This window comes from Natronotalea proteinilytica, assembly GCF_055379935.1.
Genome location: NZ_AP043947.1, coordinates 1009258 through 1031783, shown reverse-complemented (window position 1 = coordinate 1031783; position 22526 = coordinate 1009258). Strand labels below are relative to the sequence as shown.

General features: G+C 58.6%; 11 protein-coding genes. 5 read left to right on the top strand and 6 right to left on the bottom strand.

Annotated features, from left to right (window positions below; translation table 11 throughout):
* Positions 1 to 567: 567 nt before the first annotated feature.
* The 4 genes from ACZ5AL_RS04305 to ACZ5AL_RS04290 all read right to left on the bottom strand — a co-directional run bounded on the left by ACZ5AL_RS04305 (position 568) and on the right by ACZ5AL_RS04290 (position 6152).
* A complete protein-coding gene (locus tag ACZ5AL_RS04305) occupies positions 568 to 1821 on the bottom strand; it encodes a hypothetical protein (RefSeq protein ID WP_464512409.1) in 1254 nt (417 codons plus the stop codon).
* A 140-nt stretch (positions 1822 to 1961) separates the two neighbouring features.
* Positions 1962 to 2957, bottom strand: coding sequence for a glycine betaine ABC transporter substrate-binding protein (locus tag ACZ5AL_RS04300; RefSeq protein ID WP_464512408.1), 996 nt, complete (start codon positions 2955 to 2957; stop codon positions 1962 to 1964).
* A gap of 954 nt (positions 2958 to 3911) precedes the next feature.
* Positions 3912 to 4805 carry an ABC transporter permease gene (locus tag ACZ5AL_RS04295; RefSeq protein ID WP_464512406.1) on the bottom strand — a complete coding sequence of 298 codons (894 nt, stop codon included), beginning with the start codon at positions 4803 to 4805 and terminating at the stop codon, positions 3912 to 3914.
* Positions 4806 to 4865: 60 nt separating this feature from the next.
* Complete coding sequence (locus ACZ5AL_RS04290; protein ID WP_464512405.1) at positions 4866 to 6152, bottom strand: quaternary amine ABC transporter ATP-binding protein; 1287 nt, start codon at positions 6150 to 6152, stop codon at positions 4866 to 4868.
* A 288-nt stretch (positions 6153 to 6440) separates the two neighbouring features.
* On the opposite strand from ACZ5AL_RS04290, the gene ACZ5AL_RS04285 reads away from it, so the two are divergent.
* From ACZ5AL_RS04285 to ACZ5AL_RS04265, 5 genes are all read left to right on the top strand, one after another.
* The gene (locus tag ACZ5AL_RS04285) at positions 6441 to 7385 is read left to right on the top strand and encodes a hypothetical protein (protein WP_464512404.1); all 945 of its coding nucleotides are present in this window, start codon (positions 6441 to 6443) and stop codon (positions 7383 to 7385) included.
* 150 nt (positions 7386 to 7535) lie between these two features.
* A complete protein-coding gene (locus ACZ5AL_RS04280; RefSeq protein ID WP_464512403.1) occupies positions 7536 to 9716 on the top strand; it encodes a prolyl oligopeptidase family serine peptidase in 2181 nt (726 codons plus the stop codon).
* 1727 nt (positions 9717 to 11443) lie between these two features.
* Positions 11444 to 12994 (top strand): right-handed parallel beta-helix repeat-containing protein, encoded by a 1551-nt coding sequence (locus tag ACZ5AL_RS04275; RefSeq protein ID WP_464512401.1) that lies wholly within the window; start codon positions 11444 to 11446, stop codon positions 12992 to 12994.
* 600 nt (positions 12995 to 13594) lie between these two features.
* Positions 13595 to 18196 (top strand): glutamate synthase large subunit, encoded by a 4602-nt coding sequence (gene gltB, locus ACZ5AL_RS04270; RefSeq protein WP_464512400.1) that lies wholly within the window; start codon positions 13595 to 13597, stop codon positions 18194 to 18196.
* Between the two features lie 608 nt (positions 18197 to 18804).
* Positions 18805 to 20268 carry a glutamate synthase subunit beta gene (locus tag ACZ5AL_RS04265; protein WP_464512399.1) on the top strand — a complete coding sequence of 488 codons (1464 nt, stop codon included), beginning with the start codon at positions 18805 to 18807 and terminating at the stop codon, positions 20266 to 20268.
* Between the two features lie 18 nt (positions 20269 to 20286).
* On the opposite strand, the gene ruvB is transcribed toward ACZ5AL_RS04265, so the two are convergent.
* A complete protein-coding gene (gene ruvB / locus ACZ5AL_RS04260; protein WP_464512398.1) occupies positions 20287 to 21318 on the bottom strand; it encodes a Holliday junction branch migration DNA helicase RuvB in 1032 nt (343 codons plus the stop codon).
* A gap of 154 nt (positions 21319 to 21472) precedes the next feature.
* On the bottom strand, positions 21473 to 22516 hold the full coding sequence (locus tag ACZ5AL_RS04255) for a hypothetical protein (protein ID WP_464512396.1): 1044 nt from the start codon (positions 22514 to 22516) through the stop codon (positions 21473 to 21475).
* Positions 22517 to 22526 lie beyond the last annotated feature (10 nt).

Here is a 22526-nt window from a genome sequence, read left to right as displayed (position 1 = left end):
GTCAGTAGGTCATCCTGACGCTCCTGGCGGAAGGATCTCAACGCTATCCTTGCAGACTCGGCAGGTCCAGGGCGCGTCGAGGCCCATGGAGGCTTTGCAGCAGAGCACGCCGACCGCAGGGCACTGAGATGCGTCACTGCGTTCAGCATGACATGGTTCGTCGGCTTCGATGGGCAATGGATGCGCAATGGATGCCCAATAACCGCCCGGGATATCCGCTTCGCTTCTGATCCCGAGCTACGGGAAGACGTAGTGCCCGTCTAATCCATAGCCGGGGACCGCTTGCGTCCCCGGCGATCTGTCGGGCGAATGCAATCGGCACGGTACGCGGGGCCAACCCCGATCTGTATAAACTGTAGCTCCTCTGAGGGGGCTTGGGAAGTGCTCCCCGACACAGTTCCTTCCTCCTCGGGGAGGACAGCTAGGATGGTGGGGAAAACACGCATCTCAACCCAGTCATTCAGCGGCGGCCCACCAGTAGGACACTAGAGCTCCCCCTCATAACTAAAACAGCGCTGCCCCGCATAATGCACGGCAGCGCTGCAGATCGTCGGGATGTGGCGTTATTTAGAAGTACAGCCCGATGTTGATGTTGAAGGCTGTACGCCACTCATTATCGGCTTGCTGGGCCATGACGCCACCAAACGTATCATCGAAGGGCTGGTTGAACGGATGCCCTTTGCTAATGATGAGATCGGTGTACGCGAAGAGCGGTCCGGCAGCCGTCGTGAAGCCGAGGATGTGCGACACGTTGTCGTTCCAGCCATCCACATCTTTCACGACCTGGCTATAGTCGTAGTGCGGCGCGATCGCCGAGATCGGCCCGATGTCTACTGGGATGGTATACGACAGACTCGTCGAGTAGACGTCAATGTCGCTTGCCACGTTGTACGTGCCCCCATAGGCCCCCATCGTCACGAAGTCAGGGTTCTCAGTTTCCGGCACAGGCGGATTCATGGTCTGCTGTGCAAACTGAAGCTTGGCTTCAAACCCGCCCAGCTGCTGCTGTACATGGGCAGCGTACGCACCGTGCCAGTCGGTATCGCCCGTGCTCTGGTTCAAGAGCTGTCCTGCTTGCCCTGACACGCCTACTTTCGTGGAGGCATCGTCGCCATGTGCAAACGTGTGGGCGATCTTCAAGTTACCCTGGTGCTCTTGCACCGTGTTGCGATCCTCGTTGTTGGGGTTAGGCACTACATCATATGAGTAGCGATCGGCGGTGGAACTGCCAAAGAAATCGACACCCGCCGGATTCATATAATAGGCCGTCTGGATGTCCCAGTTGCCCGGCGAGAAGAGGGCTTTCACGCCTGAGTTGTACTGGTCTTCAAGCCCCACGTAGTAGGTGTTGTTAAAGAACCAACTGCTGGAGGCAAACGGCTGGATGCCAAACGGCGACTGACTCACGCCGATCTGCACTTCAGCAGCGTCGCTGAAGGCGTAGCCGACCCATCCGTGGTGGATAAAGAGTCCACCAAAGGCATCGGGGTAAACGGCGTATTCAGTCGAGAAGGTGAGGTCGCCGTAGCTGCCGCTGGCGTTGATGCGGAAGGTGTCGAACGTAAACGCGCCGTCGCTCAGCACGCGGTCGGCGCCCTCTTCAAAAGCCGTGTCGGCGCCGTAGTTGCGAAAGAGCGTGTTGAAGCTAATGGAGCCGCCCACATTCACGTCGAGGGTGGGCTCATCGTCTTGTTGCGTTGTGGTGGTACTACTGGATGCATCGGCCTCAGCCTCATTGTCGGCGCTATCAGATTGGGCAACTGCGGGGGGCAGGCCCACTAGCGCGAGAATAAGGCACAGGGTGGTTGCTAGTTTAGCCATAGGGAGGGTTTGGTTCTTCACAGAAGAACGAATACAGGCACGGCCGCTGGGCCGCGTGAGATGTAGAATTGCCACGTTTACCCAGCCCCACACCGAAGCCGCATAAGACCTCGGTGTGGGTGGGCAACGTATACAACAGGTTAACGCGAAGCAGTGACGTCACCAGCGTCTTCGGTATCGTCGGTTGTCACGTCATCAGGAATCCAGCTGGATACGGTTTCGGGATGGTTCTGAATCCATTCCCGAGCCGCCTCATACGCGTCGTCGGTGTCCGCATCGGGACGGAAGGGTTGCATGAGTGCGTTCAGTTCCTCATTGTTGACCTTCACGTTGTCGAAGAACTGCACCACCCGTTCAGGGAATTGTTCATCGAAGTCGGTGCGGGCAACCGCGAATATATCTTCGGGCTCTCCAAAGACAGGCGTTTGTCCGGTTTGCGCGCCTTCAAGGTAGCGGAGATCGTAGCGTCCCCACTTCCAGTGCGGCTCCCATCCGGTTACAACAATGGGGGCTTCGTTTTGCGTGGCGCGTTGCAGCTCCGACCAGGTAGCCGGTCCACTTGCCGTCAGCACTTCGAATCCCTCAATATTGTTGTTCTCGAGAATGTCGCGGGTTTGCTGGTTTACTGCAGCCCCAGACTCAATACCATGGATACGCCCGTTCAGCGCATCGCGGTGGTCAGCCAGGTCGTCCACCGAGTGGATGTCGGTATATGCAGGGACCGCAAGTCCTACGGTTGTGCGATCGTACCACTGGCTGATTTTTTTCAGTTCGCCATCGTGTTCTTCCCACGACGCTTGGTGGGTAGTGGGAAGCCAGGCCTCCACGAACACATCGGCCCCGCCGGACGCGACTGAAGTAAAGGCGGTTCCGCCGCCGGTGACCTCACTCATTTGCGTCACGTTCATGTCGAGGCTGTCTTCAAGCAGCTCGTGCATCACATGGGCCATGGCAATGCCTTCGACCCAGTTCACGTACACGAGATCAATGTCACTCTGCTCACCATCAGGATCGGCATCACCGGCGCCACAGCCTGTAACGAGCAGCACGCTTGCACCAACGAGCAACGCCGTTAGGGCTGACGCCAGCCATCCGGCTGATGAAAAAGAACGTGCGTTTGAAGAAGCAGTCATCATAGGTTGTATATACGTTGGTGGGAAAATTACTATTGTATTATCAGGCAGGCGCCTCCGGTAGGAAAAACGGTCCCAGAGCCCCGCCCATCAATTCAGTTCACAATCACGCAATGTATCTCGCGCCGAATAGTTTACGCTATGATGTAAAGTTTGAGTGGTAATGCTGGACTATTGCCATGTCACACCTGAAAGTTAGGGTATGGAGACCGTCCGAAACTCTGTATCCCAGCCCCCTTCCAAAAAACCTGTCATGGTGAGCACGCGACGGGCCCAGCCCGGAGCACGTCGAACCATCTCCCCGACGCTCAGCAGGCTCTGATCGATCGAGGGGCCCTGCCCAGTTCGTGGGAGATCTTTATTCGCTACGCTCATCAGTCGCTACGCTCGTGTCAGGACTCCGCGTCTCCTAGGCGGAGCCGCTCCGCTCAAGATGACATCATTAAAGTGGGGGTGTTGCAATCCGAAGATTGAGCTGTGACAGAGTACTATTGCCATGTCACAGGTCAATCTTCGGGTAGTCCCCTAAGTAGACCCGCAAAAGTATCTTTGATTATGTCATTGCGAGCGCAGCGACGCAATCTTGTGCTATCGAACCAGGCGGCATCGCCCAGGTCGAGGGCATGAGATCGCCGGGGACACAAGCGGTCCCCGGCTATGGGTTTGACTCACATCGTACCGTTCTGTAGCCCGGGATCAGGAGCAAATCGGATATCCCGGGCGGTCATTGTACCGCGCGAAACAGGTACGACGCAGAGCGTCCATTCGTCCGTCGCGACGCAGAGCATCGCGACGAGGACGCAAGTGGGAGTTTGCCTCCGGTTGCGTTGTGTATACACCGTAGCTCCTCTGAGGGGGGCGTGATGAACGCCTTCCACGGTTCCTTCCTCCTCGGGGAGGAAGGGTAGGATGGAGGGGAAACCAACCGGCAACCCCCAAAACCATTGTTGAGCTCACTTACGCAGTGCTCGGGCTCCCTTCGGAGGCCGCCTTTTCACCCACTGATTGGGTGATACGGTCGAGGTAGATGGCCAGAATAACAATGGCGAGCCCGCCGTTGAAGCCATCGGCAATTTGCAACTGCGTGACCCCACGTACTACTGGGCCGCCAAGCCCTTCGGCGCCAATGAGGGCGGCAATGACAACCATCGACAGCGCGAGCATAATCGTTTGGTTCACGCCCGCCATAATGGTAGGCAGGGCTACCGGCAACTCGACCTTCAAGAGGGTTTGCCGTGTAGTGGCCCCAAACGAGCGAGACGCCTCAACCACCTCCTCGGGCACTTCGCGAATCCCCAGATTGGTGAGCCGGACGACAGGCGGAGTTGCAAAGATAAACGTGGCAATAACGCCGGGCACCTTCCCCAGGCCAAAGAGCAATACCGCCGGAATCAGATAGACAAAGGCAGGCATGGTCTGCATAAAGTCAAGGACCGGGCGAATACCTCGGTCCACTGCGCGGCTCTTGGAGGCCCAGATTCCCATGGGAATGCCAACGACCAAGCAGAGCAGTGTAGCGATGAGCGTAAGTGCAACGGTTTGCATCAACAAATCCCAAAAGCCCATGCCAAACACCAACACAGTGTCTACAAAGGGAAGCGGAATGGTTACCTGGTCAATGAGCAGGAGTCCTACAGCACTGAACAGCGCCATGCCACGCGAGCAGGTCCACCACGCCAGCGCGGTGAGCAATGCAATCATGACATAGCTGGGCGGATACAGCAGCAGCGCCTCCAATCCGTCAATCAGCAGCGTAATGAAGTTGGTGACCCCGTCGAAGAACGGCGAAAAGTTGGCAGTGAGCCAGTCTATGAGCGCCTCAAACTCGGCGCCAATGTCAAACTCAAGCATAAGAGAAGGAAGGTCAATGATAAAAGAAGCTACGCACAAAAGCGGGATAAGCGCATCCAGCTAAGCCGCACCAGTAGAGCGACGTAGGCGCGCTTTTTCGGGCGTAGCATCTTTGTTCAGCGCTCCCGACTCGACTAAATTTTCGATGTTGGTAGTCACCTCAGACAGAATAGAGGCCCGATCGACCACGCCGACGAGAACCTCATCATCGTCGAGAATGGCCACGGGCAGGTCCGCTTCAAATACGATAGGGAGCAGCGCGGCCACCGGGGTGTTTTCATGGGCGGTGGGGACCTCTTGCGTGAGCGCCTCGCGCAGCTCAGATCGGTTTTGGGTGCGCAGGTCCACGGCATCATCGAGGTGCACCAAGCCCAGTAGATGATTTTCGGCATCCACCGCGTAGACAAGCGAGGTGCCTTCGTTACGCATCTTGCGAATGGCCACCGCCGGACCGTGCGGATTGTCATCGGTGAGGTGCACGGTGGGGTACGAGCGCATCAGGGTTGATGCTTGGATGACGCGAGTCCGGTCGACGTCTTGGACGAACGAGCGCACGTACTCGTCTGCTGGCTCCGTCAGAATCTCTTCAGGCGTTCCGACCTGCACAACGCGCCCCGCGTTCATAATGGCCACGCGGTCGCCAATTTTGAGCGCTTCGTCGAGGTCGTGCGTTACAAACAGGATAGTTTCTTGCATCTCCTGCTGCAAGTTCAGCAGTTCGTTCTGCATCTCGCTGCGAATGAGCGGGTCGAGCGCGCTGAAGGGTTCGTCCATCAGCAGAATGTCGGGGTCGTTGGCCAGGGCGCGGGCCAGCCCTACGCGTTGCTGCATCCCTCCGGAGAGCGCATCGGGCGTGTGGTTTTCATATCCGGTTAGGCCGACCAAATCGATCGCCTCTTTGGCCCGTGCCTGCCGGGTGGCCTTGTCAACGCCCCGCACCTCGAGCCCAAACTCCACGTTAGATTGGGTTGTGCGATGCGGTAGCAGTCCGAAGTGCTGAAACACCATCGACACCTTTTGGCACAGGGCCCGCAGCTCGGATCCGTCCATTTCTGTAATGTCATCGCCCGCAATGCGCACCGAGCCACGGGTGGGCTCAACCAGGCGGTTCATGCACCGCAGCAACGTTGATTTTCCACTACCTGAAAGGCCCATAAGAACGAAGATCTCGCCCTTACGCACGGTGAACGAGGCATCGTTTACAGCCACGGTACACCCCGTTTGCTCCAAAATCTCCTCGTTCGACTGGCCCTCCTCCAGCAGCGCGAGCGCCTCGTCGGGCGCATCACCAAACACTTTGTACAGATTGCGAACCTCGATGACAGGCGGAGTATCGGATGCAGTCATGTAGGCGATTTGTTATGAGCAGAGTACGACTCCGGCAGGAACCGTTATATACAGCCGATGCGGCAACGAGACGCATCGGCAGGTGTTTTGTCTGGATATGATAACTCTGTAAGTTGTGCGTTATATTTAAGGAGTCTCCTAATGAACGCCGCTTCCCCGTCCCTGCTTTCATGCACACAGTAACAATGCCGTGGGAAATGCGGCGCTCGACTCTATGAACGAAACTTGAAGGAGCTGCCTGCCGTGGGCAGGCTGTTCGGTGATTTCTCCTCTGCCTCGATCTGCCTCATGGTTTCGTTGCAGCGACGCATTGCCCACGTGTACGATCTACTTGAAGCACGCTGGGAGAGCCAGACGACCGAGCGTCATATTGCCACCACGCTCATCGTTAGCTTTTTTCTGTCGCTCGGACTCATTGAATTGAGCCGCCTGGGGCTTTTGCCCGACACCGGGATGCTTGCGCTGATTCCCAGCAATCATTTCTACGCCATTGATGTTGCGTTCTCGCTCTTCCTGATCTTTGAAGTGATCGGGCTCATCTTTGGGCTTGCCACCTCCGTAGCGGATACGGCGGGGAAGCAACTCAAAATTTTCTCTCTCATCTTGTTGCGTCAGTCATTTAAGGAGCTCGTCAACTTTGAAAAGGAGCCGATCGAATGGAGCCTCGATGAGCCCGAAGCTGTTGAGGCTGTGCAACTTGTGGTGGTCGATGCCGTGGGGGCGCTCATCGTTTTTGCCCTCCTTGGCCTGTTTTACGCTATTCAAAAGCACCAAGACATTACGTCCTCAACCAATGAACTCCGCCGGTTTGTGGATGCCAAGAAGACGTTGGCAACCGCCTTATTGCTCATCTTTGGAGTTGTGCTTGCTGTAGGGGGATATCAACTTCTCATCGGAAACACCAGCTACCCGCTGTTTGAGACCATCTTCACCGTCTTTATCTTCAGCGATGTGCTTATTGTGCTGGTATCACTGCGGTACGGAAGTGCCTACTATGTGGTCTTTCGCAACTCCGGATTTGCCGTTGCTACAGTCATGATCCGTCTGGCATTAGCCGGTCCGCGTTACCTGGATGCTCTGCTGGGCATTGGCGCTGCATTGTTCGCGATCGGCGTTACGCTTGCCTACAACTACGCAGTCCCTGTTTTCAAAAACGATGAGCGCGTGCGCGCACGAAGGGCCAAGCAGATCCATAGCGAACCCGAAAACAGAGACGCCCCTAACGCTTCGTAGAGCAGCGGGAAAGCCACTGATCCTATAATGCCAACGGTTCGGTACATCTCCACGGTATTCAGCACGCTACGCCCTCCTTCGACGTGCATCTTACGACCCGAACCCGTATGATATGCACGTGTTATTTCTATCAAGTCGACTGTCCGCCCCATGCGTCTTTTGCTACCCAGTGTGCTCCTTCTTGTGCTTGCGTTAGGCTGCGATGCCCCCGACGATGAACCCTTCGAAGAAGCATCCAATGATCCATGGGAGGCCATCGAGGTACCCGCCTACCCTGACACGCGTCAGGGTGATGTCGTGGATACCTACTTTGGCACGGAGGTCGCCGACCCGTACCGCTGGCTTGAAGACGACACCTCCGACGAAACCGCGGCCTGGGTGGAGGCACAGAACGAAGTCACGTTTGGCGTGCTGGAAGAAATCCCGTTTCGCGATCAGATCCGCGAGGAGCTCACCGAGGCCTGGAACTACGAGCGCGTAACGGCGCCGCGTGCCGAGGGCGACTACCACTACTTTTCGATGAACGACGGACTGCAAGATCAGTCCGTGCTCTACCGCACAGCCAACATTGAAGGGCTGCGTGGCGATGACCTGCGCGAGGAGGCCGAGGTCTTTTTGGATCCGAATACGTTCTCTGAAGACGGTACCACATCACTCGCCACCACCAGCTTTACCGACGACGGGAGCCTGGCAGCCTATGCGATCTCTGAAGGCGGCTCCGACTGGCGCAAGGTGATCGTGCGAGATACGGAGTCGCTGGAGCAGGTGGGCGATACGCTCGTCAACGTAAAGTTCTCGGGCCTCTCGTGGCGCGGCAACGACGGGTTCTACTACAGCAGCTACGAGGCGCCCGAAGGCAGTGAGCTCTCGGCCATGACCGACCAGCATAAGCTCTACTTCCACGAGATCGGCACGCCGCAGTCCGAGGACATGCTGGTGTTTGGCGGCGAAGAGACCCCTCGACGCTACGTATCGGGGCGCGTCTCCGAAGACGGACGCTTTCTGATCGTGAGTGCTGCGGAGAGCACCACCGGAAACGAGCTCTATGTGCAAGATTTGGAGGATCCCAATGGCGCGCTCGAACCAGTCGTCGACAACTTCGACAACGATCACAGCGTCATCGATACCGACGGCGATCGGCTGCTCATCCGCACCAACTTGAACGCCCCCAACTATCGCCTCGTGGCAGCTAATGTCAACGATCCGGCTCCCGAGCAGTGGACCGATGTCATCCCCGAAACGGAGCATGTGCTCAGTATAAGCAGCGCAGGCGGATCCCTCTTTGCCAGCTACTTGGTCGATGTGCAGACTGAGGTGCAGCAATACGACTACGACGGCACGCTCATTCGCGATGTGGAACTGCCCGGCATTGGCACCGCAGGCGGGTTCTCTGCCGATCGCGACGCCGACACGCTCTACTACACATTCACCTCGTTTACGTACCCCTCGACCATCTTTGCGTACGACATCGAACAGGGCACGTCGGAGCAGTTCTGGATGCCCGGTATCGAGATGGATCCCGACGCCTATGTCACCGAGCAAGTCTTCTACGAAAGCAAGGATGGCACCGAGATCCCGATGTTCATCACGTACAAGGAGGGCACCGAACTCGACGGCACGAATCCCACGTATCTGTATGGATACGGAGGCTTTAACGTAAGCCTCCGTCCATCTTTCGGCATCCAGCGCATGCTGTGGCTCGATAACGGCGGCATCTACGCGCAGCCCAACATTCGGGGGGGCGGCGAGTACGGCGAGTCGTGGCACGAGGCGGGCATCCGCACCAACAAGCAGAACGTGTTTGACGACTTCATCGCAGCCGGGGAGTACCTGATCGATAACGGCTACACGTCGAGCGAGCGCCTGGCTCTTGCCGGCGGATCGAACGGCGGGCTCCTCGTGGGAGCAGTGATGACACAGCGTCCGGACCTGGCTGAGGTGGCCTTTCCGGCTGTGGGCGTACTCGACATGCTGCGCTATCATACCTTTACGGCGGGAGCCGGATGGGCTTACGACTACGGTACCGCCGAAGAGAGCGAGGAGATGTTCGAGTATCTGCTTGGCTATTCGCCGTTGCATAACGTAGAGGCCGGCACGCGCTACCCGTCAACCCTCATCACGACTGCCGACCACGACGACCGGGTCGTGCCTGCCCACTCGTTCAAGTTCGCGGCGGAGCTGCAGGATAAGCACAGTGGCGAGAATCCAGTCCTGATTCGCGTGGAGACCCGCGCCGGGCATGGAGCAGGCCGGTCTACGGAATCCCGTATCCAGGAGTGGGCCGACCGGTATGCGTTTGCCTGGCATGCCATGGGTGTAAACCCGTTCTGACAGGCACAAGCCCCATCGCTGCAGTAGGTAATATAGATAAACCTGTTTTGATTTCTTAATTTGGGCTCCGAGCGGCGGCGCTGGACTGGAGCCAAAGGTCATGCCCCTGGTGCAAATTGCCCCCGATGTCGGCCCGTAGCCCCGGCTACGAACCTCCATCGTGGTTCAATTTTCGCCTCAGCGGCGCTCGCTCTCGCCTGCAAACCAAAACCCAAACAGGCTCTGAGATTTCTTTTTCGTGGCGAAATAGAGAGATTTGCTTTCGTCGCAGGATTCAACCTCGGAGCGCTCCTCGAAATGTACGGGAAACTATGGTACATGACAAAAAAATTGCGAGTCGTCCCCTTTCCGGTCAACAGCGTCCTCCAACAGCGTCCTCCAACAGCGTCCTCCAACAGCGTCCCCCGATCAGAATCGTTTATTCCGGACTAGTGCTCTGTCACGCAGGATTGTTTAGCTCGTTTGATTAGCTCGTTTGAGTGCACAGTATCCCTCCCCCTACATCCCCCTCCTCCGAGCTACAGTTTATACAGATCGGGGGATGACCCCGCGTACCGTACCGATTGCATTCGCCCGACAGATCGCCGGGGACGCAAGCGGTCCCCGGCTATGGATTAGACGAGCACTGCACCTTCCCGTAGCCCGGGATCAGAAGCGAAGCGGATATCCCGGGCGGTTCTTGAGGATCCATTGCGCATCCATTGCGCATCGAAGCCGACTACCCATGTCATGCTGAACGCAGTGAAGCATCTCAGCACCCTGGAGTCGAGGAGTCCTGCTGCTCAGTGTCCATGGGCCTCCCTCGCGGCTCCCCGCGCCCTGGACGTGCCGAGTCTGCAGGGATGGCGCCCAGATCCGTCCGCCTAGCGGCGTCAGGATGACCTGCGGACGCGGCAGCATCCCGCCTCTTCTGGCGATGCACCAGTTGTGTATACACCGTAGCTCCTCCGAGGGGGGGCGTCATAAGAGCGGCGCTCTGGTTCCGTCCTCTCCGGGGAGGACAGCTAGGATGGAGGGGAAAACACGCCTCTGAACCGAATCCTTTAGGATTGACACGCTACTATGAAGCGTCGTCTGACTTTTGTCGTGTACTGTGACGGGAAACCCTGTTGAGCAATACAGGAAGAAAACATCACGACCCATCAGCACAGTAACAGAGGTGCTCGTTATGTGAGCCTTATGTAAAGATAGCTATCAACAATATCTCGATGTCCTGATAGCTGCAGCCTTCACGCTTGCGTACATGAGACAAGTCAGGAGACTCTTCTACTTCCTTTTCTTTTTTTGCCATTCATTCTTAAGTAGGCCCACAAAAGAATCTTTGATTATGTCATTGCGAGGAGCGCCAGCGACGTGGCAATCTTGTGCCTTATAAGCAGGATAAACCGCTTCAACTGACGCATGAGATCGCCGCGTCGGTCGCAGGCTCCCTCCTCGCGATGACAAGGTGTAAAGGTATTTTCGCCGACTTACTTAATTAGGGAAGTTCAGGTAGAGAAGAGGACTCATGATTGTCTACCTATCGTTTACTTTTCAATAACTTCAACAGGTGGTGAGTACTGGTTAAGCGACTCATATCCATAAGACGCAAACACGGTTCGTTCAAATACGGTTCGTTGGGGCAGATACAGCACATTCTAATAGCCCTTCTGGTATTGAGCACCGGTCGATTTGATTGAACCTCAGTTTCTGCAGAGTTGCCTATCCTTGAATCGCCACTTGGTGTTATGACACCACGTTTTTCAACACCTACTTCTTTACTTCGTTTTTTTGTTTTACCTGCACTGCTTGCTTTTGCGCTCGTCCTTGCCGGATGTGACGACGATCCGGTGAGTGAAAATGGAGATCCCGGAGACCCCGGTGATCCCGATCCCACGGTTACGGCGTCTTTCACTATTGATCCTGAAAACCCGGAAGTCGGCGAGGAAGTGACCCTCGACGGCGGCAACTCGACCGTTCAAAATGCTGGTAGTCTGTCGTTTGAGTGGGACCTGTCTACACCCGCTGGCAGCGAAGCAACTCTTGCCGATCCAACTGATGAAATTACAACCTTCGAAGTCGATGCTGAGGGTGAATATGAAGTAACCCTTGAAGTGTCTGCTGAAGGTGTCACGGATAGTACGAGCGATAGCTTTGAGATTGAACAGGACTCACAGGTAGAAGAGATTTCCGACAATATAATGGGGGATCGAACCCTGAGTTCGGATGTTCGCTACGTCGTGACCAGCTTGATCGATATAGAAGCTAACCTTACGATTGAACCAGGAACTACTATCGAGTTCGAAGAAGGTGCTGGATTCGAACTCACCAAGATCGCAGGGTCCTTAATTAACGACGCGGCACTGATAGCCGACGGGACCGAGGACGAACCGATTCTCTTCACCGGTACAGAAGAGGAACCGGGCTGGTGGGACGGTATCCACATCCGAGATTCCGAGAATCCGAATAATCAACTCAACTGGGTCACCGTTGAATATGGGGGAGGCGACAACTTCAGATTCACCGAATCCGGCAATGTCGTTCTTGGACGCTCAGACGCCGCCATCGACATCACTAATAGTACTATTCGTCACAGCGAAAGCAATGGCATCTGGTTACAACATGACAGCGATCTCCCAGAGTTTGAAGGAAATACCATCATAGATAATGGGGATAATCCGGTGAACCTCTCTGTTGTTAACACGCACCGACTTGATGCTACATCGAGCTTCACGGGCAATGACTCAGACTATATCCACGTTCGTAGTAGTGCGTCCAATCCGATCGAAGATGGTGACGTTACGTGGGAGAACCTCGATGTGGACTATCGCATCAACGGTGTGTCCAATCCTGATGCGGGCAATAACATCCGTATCAACGGGTCTACCTTAACCATCAACCCCGGTACCACACTCAAATTCACATCCGACGCACGCGTTGAGTTAAGGGATGAAGGTGGCCTCGTAGCCGACGGTACGGAGGACGAGCCGATCCTATTCACGGGCACCAATGAGCAAGCCGGATGGTGGGAAGGCATCTATGTCAGAGAATCCACTAATCCAGAAAATAAACTTAACTGGGTAACCGTGGAATACGGTGGTGGAGAAAATATCTTCGAACCCGAATCCGGTAATGTTCTCGTTGGTGGAGATGGTTCCTCTATCGACATTACTAATAGCACCCTCCGGCAAAGTGAGAGTTTTGGTCTCTGGGTGAATAGTGATAGTACGGTAAACGATGATGCCTGTGAGGTAAACACGTTTGAAGACAATGGCGATGACGATTGCATGATCAATTAGAGCAGAGCAACTCCCACAGTTGGCTCATGTGGCCAACACAATGATCGTTCTGTAATCCCGCCCCGATTGGCCGTGTGCCGGTCGGGGCGGTTTTTGGTTTAGGCAGTGTTGTAAAAAGACCCAGATCGAAAGGAATACCACCTCCGCATGCTCCGTTGATGTCTGGAGGTTGCGCGGAAAGCTTCGTTTATTGACACAGCCTTCCAGACCTTGTCATCCTGAGCGAAGCCGAAGGATCTCCTTCAAAGTTAGCAGCAGCCCACGACCGAAAGGCTCCCGCTGCACTCCGTTGGAGATGCTTCGACGCGCCTCCGGGCAGGGCCCGTCACTCGCTCAGCATGACATTGGGGGGTGGGTCGTTTCCCTATTGCCGATTGCTGTTAAACACGACATCTCACCCCCAAAACTGAATTTACATCCTCAAAGCAGGTCGTTGACATAACCCCCCCTTTATGAAGAAAAGCGCTTTCAGTAAGCTGGTAGCGCTTCCAGCCAAAGATGGATGTATAATGAGGTAAACTTCTAATACTCTACACGGTAGCTTCACTTCCCTGTAACTTCATTTATACTTCGTTTCCAGCGGGCCCCACCCCTTTTCGTATGTCTATCCGTACGTCTCCCCATGCCGATGCGCTCTCTGTAGATCGTGAACGTGACGCCTGTGGTATTGGGTTTGTCGCGCATCTTTCCGGAGCCCCCTCGCATGTGGCGATTGACGAAGGGCTTGGCGTGCTGGAGCAGTTGGAGCATCGCGGCGCGTGTGGATGCGACGGCACTACGGGCGATGGGGCGGGACTGCTGCTGCAGATCCCGGACACGTTTTTCCGGCACTGGGCGGAGGCGCAGGCGATAGACCTGCCCGCACCGGGGGCGTATGGTGTAGGAACGCTGTTTCTACCCCGCGATGAGGTGCTCCGTAACGCCTGTATGCAGTTGATAGAAGCTACGCTGCAGTCGGATGGCCTGTCGATACGGGGATGGCGCACGGTGCCCACGGAATCGCATGTGCTCGGCAATGTGGCTACGGAAAACGAGCCGGCAATCATGCAATGTGTGGTCGTGCCTACCGGGGCGGTGCCCGATAGTCGAACGTTTGAGCAGACGCTGTACGTGGCCCGCCGCAGCATTGAGCGTCAGATTCAGACGCGCCTGCCCGAGGCTGCAAACACCATCCACGTGGCCAGTCTATCGGCGCAGACGGTCGTGTACAAGGGGATGCTGACGGCTGGCCAGCTGCGCGGGTATTTCCCGGATCTGTCCAATACGGCACTGATGAGCCAGTTTGCGCTAGTGCACGCACGCTTCAGCACCAACACGCTGCCGCGCTGGTCGCTCGCGCAGCCGTTTCGTCGCATCTGCCACAACGGCGAGATCAACACCCTGCGTGGCAACGTCAACCGGATGCGGGCTCGTGAGGCACAGTTTGGCGCTCATCCTTTTGGGGATGCGATAGACCGCGTGCGTCCGGTGCTCGACCTGAACGCCAGTGACTCGTGCATCCTGGACAGTGCCGTGGAGGTCCTCTTGCACAGCGGCCGCTCCCTGCCCCACGCCTTGCGCATGCTCATTCCGCCCGCGTGGGAGCACAACGATGAGCTTTCGCCGCAAGAGCGCGCCTTCTTCCAGTATCATGCGTGCCTCACCGAGCCGTGGGACGGCCCCGCTGCCATCTCGTTTGCCGACGGCACGCACATCGGCACCGTGCTCGACCGAAGCGGACTGCGTCCGGCGCGCTACCTCGTGACCGACGACGACCGCGTTGTGATGGCGTCGGAGGCGGGCGCATTCGATGTGCCGCAATCGCAGATCGTGCAGCAGCAGCGGCTTGGGCCGGGCGACATGACGGTGGTCGACCTGGAGGCGGGCGCGCTTATCACGAATAGCCAGCTCATCAAGCGCCTTGCTGCGAAAAAGCCGTACCATACCTGGGTGGAGACACACCTGCAACTCTGCGATGACGCTGCACATCCCCCTGAACCCGATTTTGCATCGAACGGCGTTGCAACCAACGGACAAGCACCCACCGCTGCTTCCGAAGAAAGCCCCAACGCGTTGCACCGCATGCTGCGCACGTTTGGATACACGCAAGAAGACCTCGACATGCTGATCGGTCCGATGGGCGAAACGGGCAGCAGTCCGATCGGCTCGATGGGCGACGACACCCCGATTGCCGCCCTCAGCGAGCGTCCGCGCCTGCTCTACGACTCCTTTCGACAGCTCTTTGCGCAGGTCACCAACCCGCCGCTCGACGCCATCCGCGAGGAGCTGGTGACCAGCCTGTACACGTACCTGGGCCCCGAAAAAAGTCTGCTCGAAGAGACCCCGGAGCATGCACAGGCGCTGCGCCTGAACGCTCCCATCCTTACGCCGGATGGCCTGGAGCGCGTCTGCTCGAACGGCCTGTTCGACGCCGTCACGCTGGATGCTACCGTAGCACGCTCAAACACGCTACAGGCGGCGCTGACTCGGTTTTTTGCGGATGCCGATGCCGCGCTACAAGAGGGAGCCGGGCTGCTCATTGTATCGGACCGGGCCATCTCCGCCGATCGTTTTCCCATGCCGATGTTGCTGGCTGTGGCCGGGCTGCACCACCACCTGATTCGCGCCGGAAGCCGAACGCAAGCCAGCATTATCGTCGACGGACTGGAGCCGCGTGAGGTGCATCATATGTGCTGCCTGCTGGGATACGGCGCCGAGGCGATCTGTCCACGCGGTGCACTCGCCACGGTGCGGCATCTGGCCCAGGATACAGCCATCAATGGCACGCCCAGCGAGGCTGCCACCCGCTACCGGAAGGCGCTCAACAAAGGCATTCTCAAGGTGATGTCGAAGATGGGCATTTCGACCTTGCAGAGCTACCAGGGTGCGCAGATCTTTGAGGCGCTCGGCCTGCACACCGAGGTAATCGACGCGTACTTTACCAACACGCCGAGTCGCATTGGCGGAGCCCGACTCGATGCCATCGAGGCTGCTGCTCGCGAGCGCCATGCCATGGGGTATCCCCCGGACAGCACAACAGGGGCAGCGAGCACATCCGACCTGGACGTCGGTGGGCGTTATCGCTGGCGTCGCACGGGCGAGGAGCACGCGCTCTCGCCCAAGGCCATCGCGGCATTGCAGCACGCCACCCGCAGCAGCGACGCCGACAAAGCACGCTATGAAGCGTTTGCCGCCTCCGTAAACCAGACCGGCCCCGACGCACGCGACCTGCGAGGCCTGCTTCAGATCGTAGACGCCAACGGCAGCGCGTGTCCCATCGACGAGGTAGAGCCGTGGACGGACATTGTGCAGCGCTTTAAGACCGGGGCCATGTCGTATGGTTCGATTGGCGATGAGACGCATCGCACGCTCGCCGAAGCGATGAACCGCATGAACGGGCGCAGCAACACCGGCGAGGGGGGCGAGCATCCCGAGCGGTATCCCGACGACCACCCCGCCCGCAGTGCCATCAAGCAAGTAGCCTCGGGGCGGTTTGGCGTAACGCTGCCGTATCTGACGAGCGCCGACGAGATCCAGATCAAGATGGCACAGGGCGCCAAGCCGGGCGAAGGCGGACAGCTGCCGGGCGAGAAGGTCTATCCGTGGATTGCAGAGGTGCGCTTTTCAACACCGGGCGTACCGCTGATCTCCCCACCGCCTCACCACGACATCTACTCGATTGAAGACCTGGCCCAGCTGATCTACGACCTCAAGAACGCCAATCCCGAAGCGCGTATCAGCGTGAAGCTGGTCAGCGAGGCGGGGGTGGGCACGGTGGCTGCGGGGGTGGCCAAGGCCAAGGCCGATCACATTCTCATTAGCGGACACAGTGGCGGTACGGGCGCGTCGCCGCAGACGTCGATCATGCACGCGGGCCTGCCGTGGGAAATGGGCCTGGCGGATGCGCATCAGATGCTCACGAAGCAGGGCCTGCGCAACCGCGTGAGCCTCGAAACCGATGGCGGACTGCGCACGGGTCGTGATGTGGTGGTTGGGGCGCTGCTGGGCGCGCAGGAGTTTGGGTTCTCCACCGCTCCGCTCATCTCGCTGGGATGCATCATGATGCGCAAGTGCCACCTGAACACGTGTCCGGTGGGCATCGCGACGCAAGACCCCGAGCTGCGCGAGAAGTTCAACGGCACGCCCGAGCAGGTCATCAACTACTTCTACCTGATTGCCGAGGAAGTTCGTGCACACATGGCGCGGCTGGGCGTGCGTACCTTCGATGAGCTTGTGGGACGCACCGACCGGCTGCTGCCGCATCCCGAGGCGCGCAGGCGCGGACTGGAGGTGGGATCGCTGCTCACGCAGGTGCATGTGCCCGCAGCCCTACGCGAGGATGCCGCAGCTACCGCACAAGATCACGGCCTCGACGACGCGCTCGACCATGCGCTCATCGAACAGGCCACGCCCGCCCTCAACAACGGAGCTCCGGTCACGCTCAACGTCGACATCTCCAACCGCAACCGCACAGTCGGCACGCTCCTCAGCCGCGCAGTAGTGCAGAACCACGGCTCCGACGGCCTGCCCGATGATACCATCATGCTTCGCTGTACCGGCACGGTCGGACAGAGCTTTGCGGCGTTTGGGATGCAGGGCATCACGTTCGATGTGCGGGGCATCGCCAACGACTACCTGGGCAAGGGGCTTTCCGGTGCCCGCATCGTGCTGCGCCCACCTGAAGATGCGGGCTACCAGCCCGAGGACGCGACTGTGGCCGGTAACGTGGCGCTCTACGGGGCCACGAGCGGGCGGCTGCTCTGTCGCGGACAGGCCGGCGAGCGCTTCGCGGTGCGCAATAGCGGCGCCGAGGCGGTGGTCGAGGGCGTGGGCGATCATGGCTGTGAGTACATGACCGGCGGATGCGTGGTCGTGCTCGGCTCCACCGGACGCAACTTTGCGGCAGGGATGAGCGGGGGGCTTGCCTACGTGTGGGATCGTGCGGGTACGTTTGCACAGCGTTGCAACACCGGCATGGTGGACCTACACGACGTAGCGCCCCACACAGATGATGCTGAGCGCATCCGCACATTGCTTGAGGCTCATCAAGTAGCTACCGAGAGTCCGATAGCTGCTGAGGTACTTGCTAACTGGCCAGAAGCGTTGGAGGCGTTTGTAAAGGTCTTCCCGAAAGCGTTCAAAGACGCCTTGCAAAATGGCACCCCGTTCGACGATCTCGACACCGCACCCACGGAAACTGAGGCGGCGGCGGTGAAGCTGTAGGAGAGTCGGTCAAGCTGAATCATAAATCATGAACTGGCAACACGCATAGTCATCCCAGCCAAGGCGCCGCAGAGCCGCTGGATCGTCCAGAACCTGCTGAGCGCCGAACAGACCTTGGAGGCGTCACAGCGCGCTGTGACGTTACGGGTCTTGTACGGAAGAGCGCGTTTTCACTGCGGTCAGGGTGCTCAAACTGACAGGGCATGTGGGCTGGAGTACTTCGGCATAAGTCCCCTCCATCCTACCCTTCCTCCCCGGGGAGGAAGGAACCAGAGGGCGTCCTCATGAAGTCCCCCTCGGAGGAGGGGGATTTAGGGGGAGGGATTCCGTGCTCCCAAACCGCCCAAACAATTACATGCGACGCACCGCTCCTGCTCTTCCACACCTGAATGTTAGGGTAGAGCATGAGTTGCCAACACGCATAGTCATCCCGGCCAAGGCGCCCCCAGCGCCGCAGAGCCGGGATCTCCCCTGACAACGTGGCTGGATTGCTGACCTCGCAGAACCCAAACTTCGACCTGCGACACGGCACTTTACTAATAAACCTCGACATCCCTGGTCTCAACCGGTCTGCACTCGCCACGACATAACCAGCCATCCCCCACACCATGCCCGACCCCAAAGCCTTTATCCACCAGCCGCGCGAGGATCTGCACAAGCGCTCAGTCAAAGAGCGGGTGCAGGACAATGAACCCGTCTACCTGCCGGTTGTCGATGAGCAGGCCCGCACGCAAGCGCACCGCTGCATGGACTGCGGGGTGCCGTTCTGCCAGTCCGGCTGCCCGCTTGGCAACCGCATTCCCGACTGGAACATGCTGGTTAGCGAGGGCGACTGGAAAGCCGCCTATGAGCAACTTGCCGCCACGAACAACTTTCCCGAGTTTACCGGACGCATCTGTCCGGCGCCGTGTGAGTCGGCGTGTGTGGCCGGACTCGTATCGGATCCGGTTGCGATCGAACAGATCGAGCAAGCGATCGTCGAGCATGCGTTTCGAGAGGGATGGGTGCAGCCGGATCCACCGGACACGCGCACGGATTACCAGGTTGCGGTCGTGGGCTCGGGTCCTGCCGGACTTGCCTGCGCGCAGCAGCTGAACCGGGCGGGCCACACCGTTACCGTCTACGAGCGCGACGACCGTCCGGGCGGACTCCTGCACTCGGGCGTGCCCAACTTCAAGCTGCCGCAGTCGATCATTGACCGGCGCATTGACCTGCTGCGTGCCGAAGGCATTCGGTTTGAGTGTGGGGTGGAGGTGGGCGTCGACCGCTCGATCGACACGCTGCACGCCAATGCCGACGCGGTGGTGCTCTGCATCGGTTCCTTGCGTCCACGCGACCTGAACGTAACAGGGCGCGACCTGGACGGCATCCACTTTGCGTGGCCGTATCTGCACCGCCACAGCCACATTGCCTCCGACGGCGATGCGCCCGACCTGGACTACCTGCCCGAAATCGATGCCGCGGGCAAGCACGTGGTGGTGCTGGGCGGGGGCGATACCGCGAGCGACTGCATCGGAACGGCCCACCGTCAGGGCGCGGCCTCCATCACCAATATCACGCACGGCCCGCAACCGCCCACAGAGCGCCCAAAAGAAAACCCGTGGCCGTTCGACCCCGGCACGCTCACCGTTAGCATCTCGCACGAGGAGGGCGTAGAGCGCGTCTGGAATACGGATGTCATCGCGTTTGAGGGCACCGATCAGGTCGAACAGATTCGTTGCGCCGATGTGCGCTGGCACCACGACAACGGGCAGCGCCGCAAAGAGCAGATTGCCGGTACCAAGCGCACGCGCCCGGCGGATCTGGTACTGCTTGCCATCGGCTACGAGGGGCCCGAGCGCGCGGCCCTGCTCGATCCGCTTGATGTGGCGCTCGACGACCGGGGCCGCGTTGCTACCGATGCCGACTACACGACCGATACGCCCGGTATCTTCTCGGCGGGCGACGCCACGCGGGGCGCCTCGCTCGTGGTCTGGGCCATCGCCGATGGGCGCGAATGTGCTCGCACCGTCGACTGCTACCTCACCGGCAGCACGTCCCTGCCCACGCGCGGCCCCGGCGACCTGCAGTGACCCACGTCCAGCGTGCCATCAATCGTCAAAGAGCGACCCGGAAGACGCCGGCTGGTCGCGTTCGAAATGCTCATACGCACGCTCCAGCGCCACGCGTCCACGGGGCGTGCGCTCCATGAAGCCCTCCTGGATCAGATACGGCTCGTATACCTCTTCGATCGTGCCGGACTCTTCACCCACCGACACCGACAAGTTTTTGAGTCCGGTTGGTCCTCCATTGAAGTTATCGATGAGCGTAAGCAAAATACGGGAGTCCATGTCGTCAAGCCCGGCCTCGTCCACGTCGAGGGCATTGAGCGCGTGGTCGGCTATGGACTGCGTGATCTCCCCATCGCCATCTACCTCTGCAAAGTCGCGCGTGCGGCGCAGCAAGCGGTTGGATACGCGCGGCGTACCGCGGCTTCGGCGGGCAATTTCGTGAGCGCCGTCTGGAGTGATTGGCACATCCAGAATGCGTGCCGATCGTTCGGTGATCGACTGAAGCAGATCTGCTGTGTAGTAGTCATACCGAAAGTCAATGCCAAAGCGGGCGCGTAGCGGAGCCGTAAGAAGCCCCTTGCGCGTGGTCGCCCCAACGAGTGTAAACGGCGGCAGAGAGATTTGCACCGTCCGCGCGTTCGGCCCCGAATCGATGACGATGTCGATGCGATAATCCTCCATCGCCGAGTACAGGTACTCCTCTACAACGGAACTGAGCCGATGAATCTCGTCGATGAAGAGCACATCGCCCTCCTCCAAGTTGGTAAGGATGCCCGCCACATCCGCCGGTTTTTCGAGTACGGGTCCGCTTGTTGTGCGGATGCGGGCGCCCATTTCGTTGGCAATGATGTGGGCCAGCGTTGTTTTGCCCAGCCCAGGCGGCCCTGAAAGCAGCACATGGTCCAGGGTTTCCCCACGCTGCAGTGCCGCTGTCATGAACACCTGCAGGTTTTTCTTGATCTTTTCCTGGCCGATAAAGTCGTCGAGGCGCTGCGGACGCAGCATCGCTTCCAGATCAGACTCGGAAGCATTGGTGTCAGGACGCAACGCGGAGGAGCGCGAATCGGTCATGAAGAACGGGGCGTACAAGGAAAGGAAAACTGTGAACCGGAGGCACCGGCATATGGGGTGCTTCAAGCCGATGCAGTGGGCCATGGTTTCTACTGGAAGGAGCGACCCGTGTTAAGCAATGCGGAGAGAAAGCACGGCAGTGGGCGCGCGTTCTCTACTTCACAAATCGATTCTTGCGGGGCGTGTGTTTCCGTTTGTACCAGCGTAGCGCAGCAATACCGCCAAACACGATGGCCAGCCCAACGAGAATACCGATCAGTATACGCTGCAGGATAGAGAGCAGTGTGCGTCCCCATCCAACCTGTTCCTCGAACGCGGGAGCTAATGTTGCGGCAGCGCTATCGGGCAGTGCGGTAAGGGTGTGCGGACTGGTTTCGATAGTCACAAATGTTTGCTGTCCATCGGATTGACTTGTCAGGATGCGTGGCGGATCGTCGTTGCCCGGCGGCTGCGCGGCCACAAACGCGTGAGCCTGCGCATACCAACTACGAAGGGCTCGATCTATCGTGCGCCCGTCGGCATTGAGTGTCGTTTTTAGATCGGGCGGATACTCGGCCAGTGCCGATAGGTCAATGGCATCATCGGGATTCTCATGGTACCACAGGCGTACTGCGGTACCTTCAGGCAGGGATTCATCTTCGTCGCGCAGGGTGATCTGGGCCGTGGTGGCCACCCGCTCGGCGTCGGCCAACGCTTCGCGGAGAAGAGCTTGCTCACCGGGACGTACGCGCTCTACGGTTATGGACCCCGACACCACCAGGTCAAACCCGGGGCCATCGGATACGCGGCTTCCTCCCACGCGGCTGTGGTAAAGCGTGGAGTCGGGTGTTTGTGCGATAACGTATGCCAGTGTTTGGCTGGTCGGGCCGCCGGGCAGACGCAGCGTACGGGTGGTACCTTCACTGTCGAGATATCCGAAACGCGCTTCAGGGGATGTGAACGCCTGTTCGAGGAGGGCATCGGCCCGTTGTTGGGGCGCTGGCATGCGCATATCCATAAGGGACTGCGCCCGGGATCCCTCTTCCACAATGACGGCGACCACTGTGCTGTCAGGAAGCGGTGCGCCATCGGTATCTTGCAGCGTGAGCGCAACGGATGGTTGGGCGTGCACGGGCTCAAGACCTATACAGGCCAGTATCGCCACAAGCGCAAATACCCCAATGCGCAGCTGCAATGTCTGTTGTTCAGAAGAAAGCATAAAAGAGGGG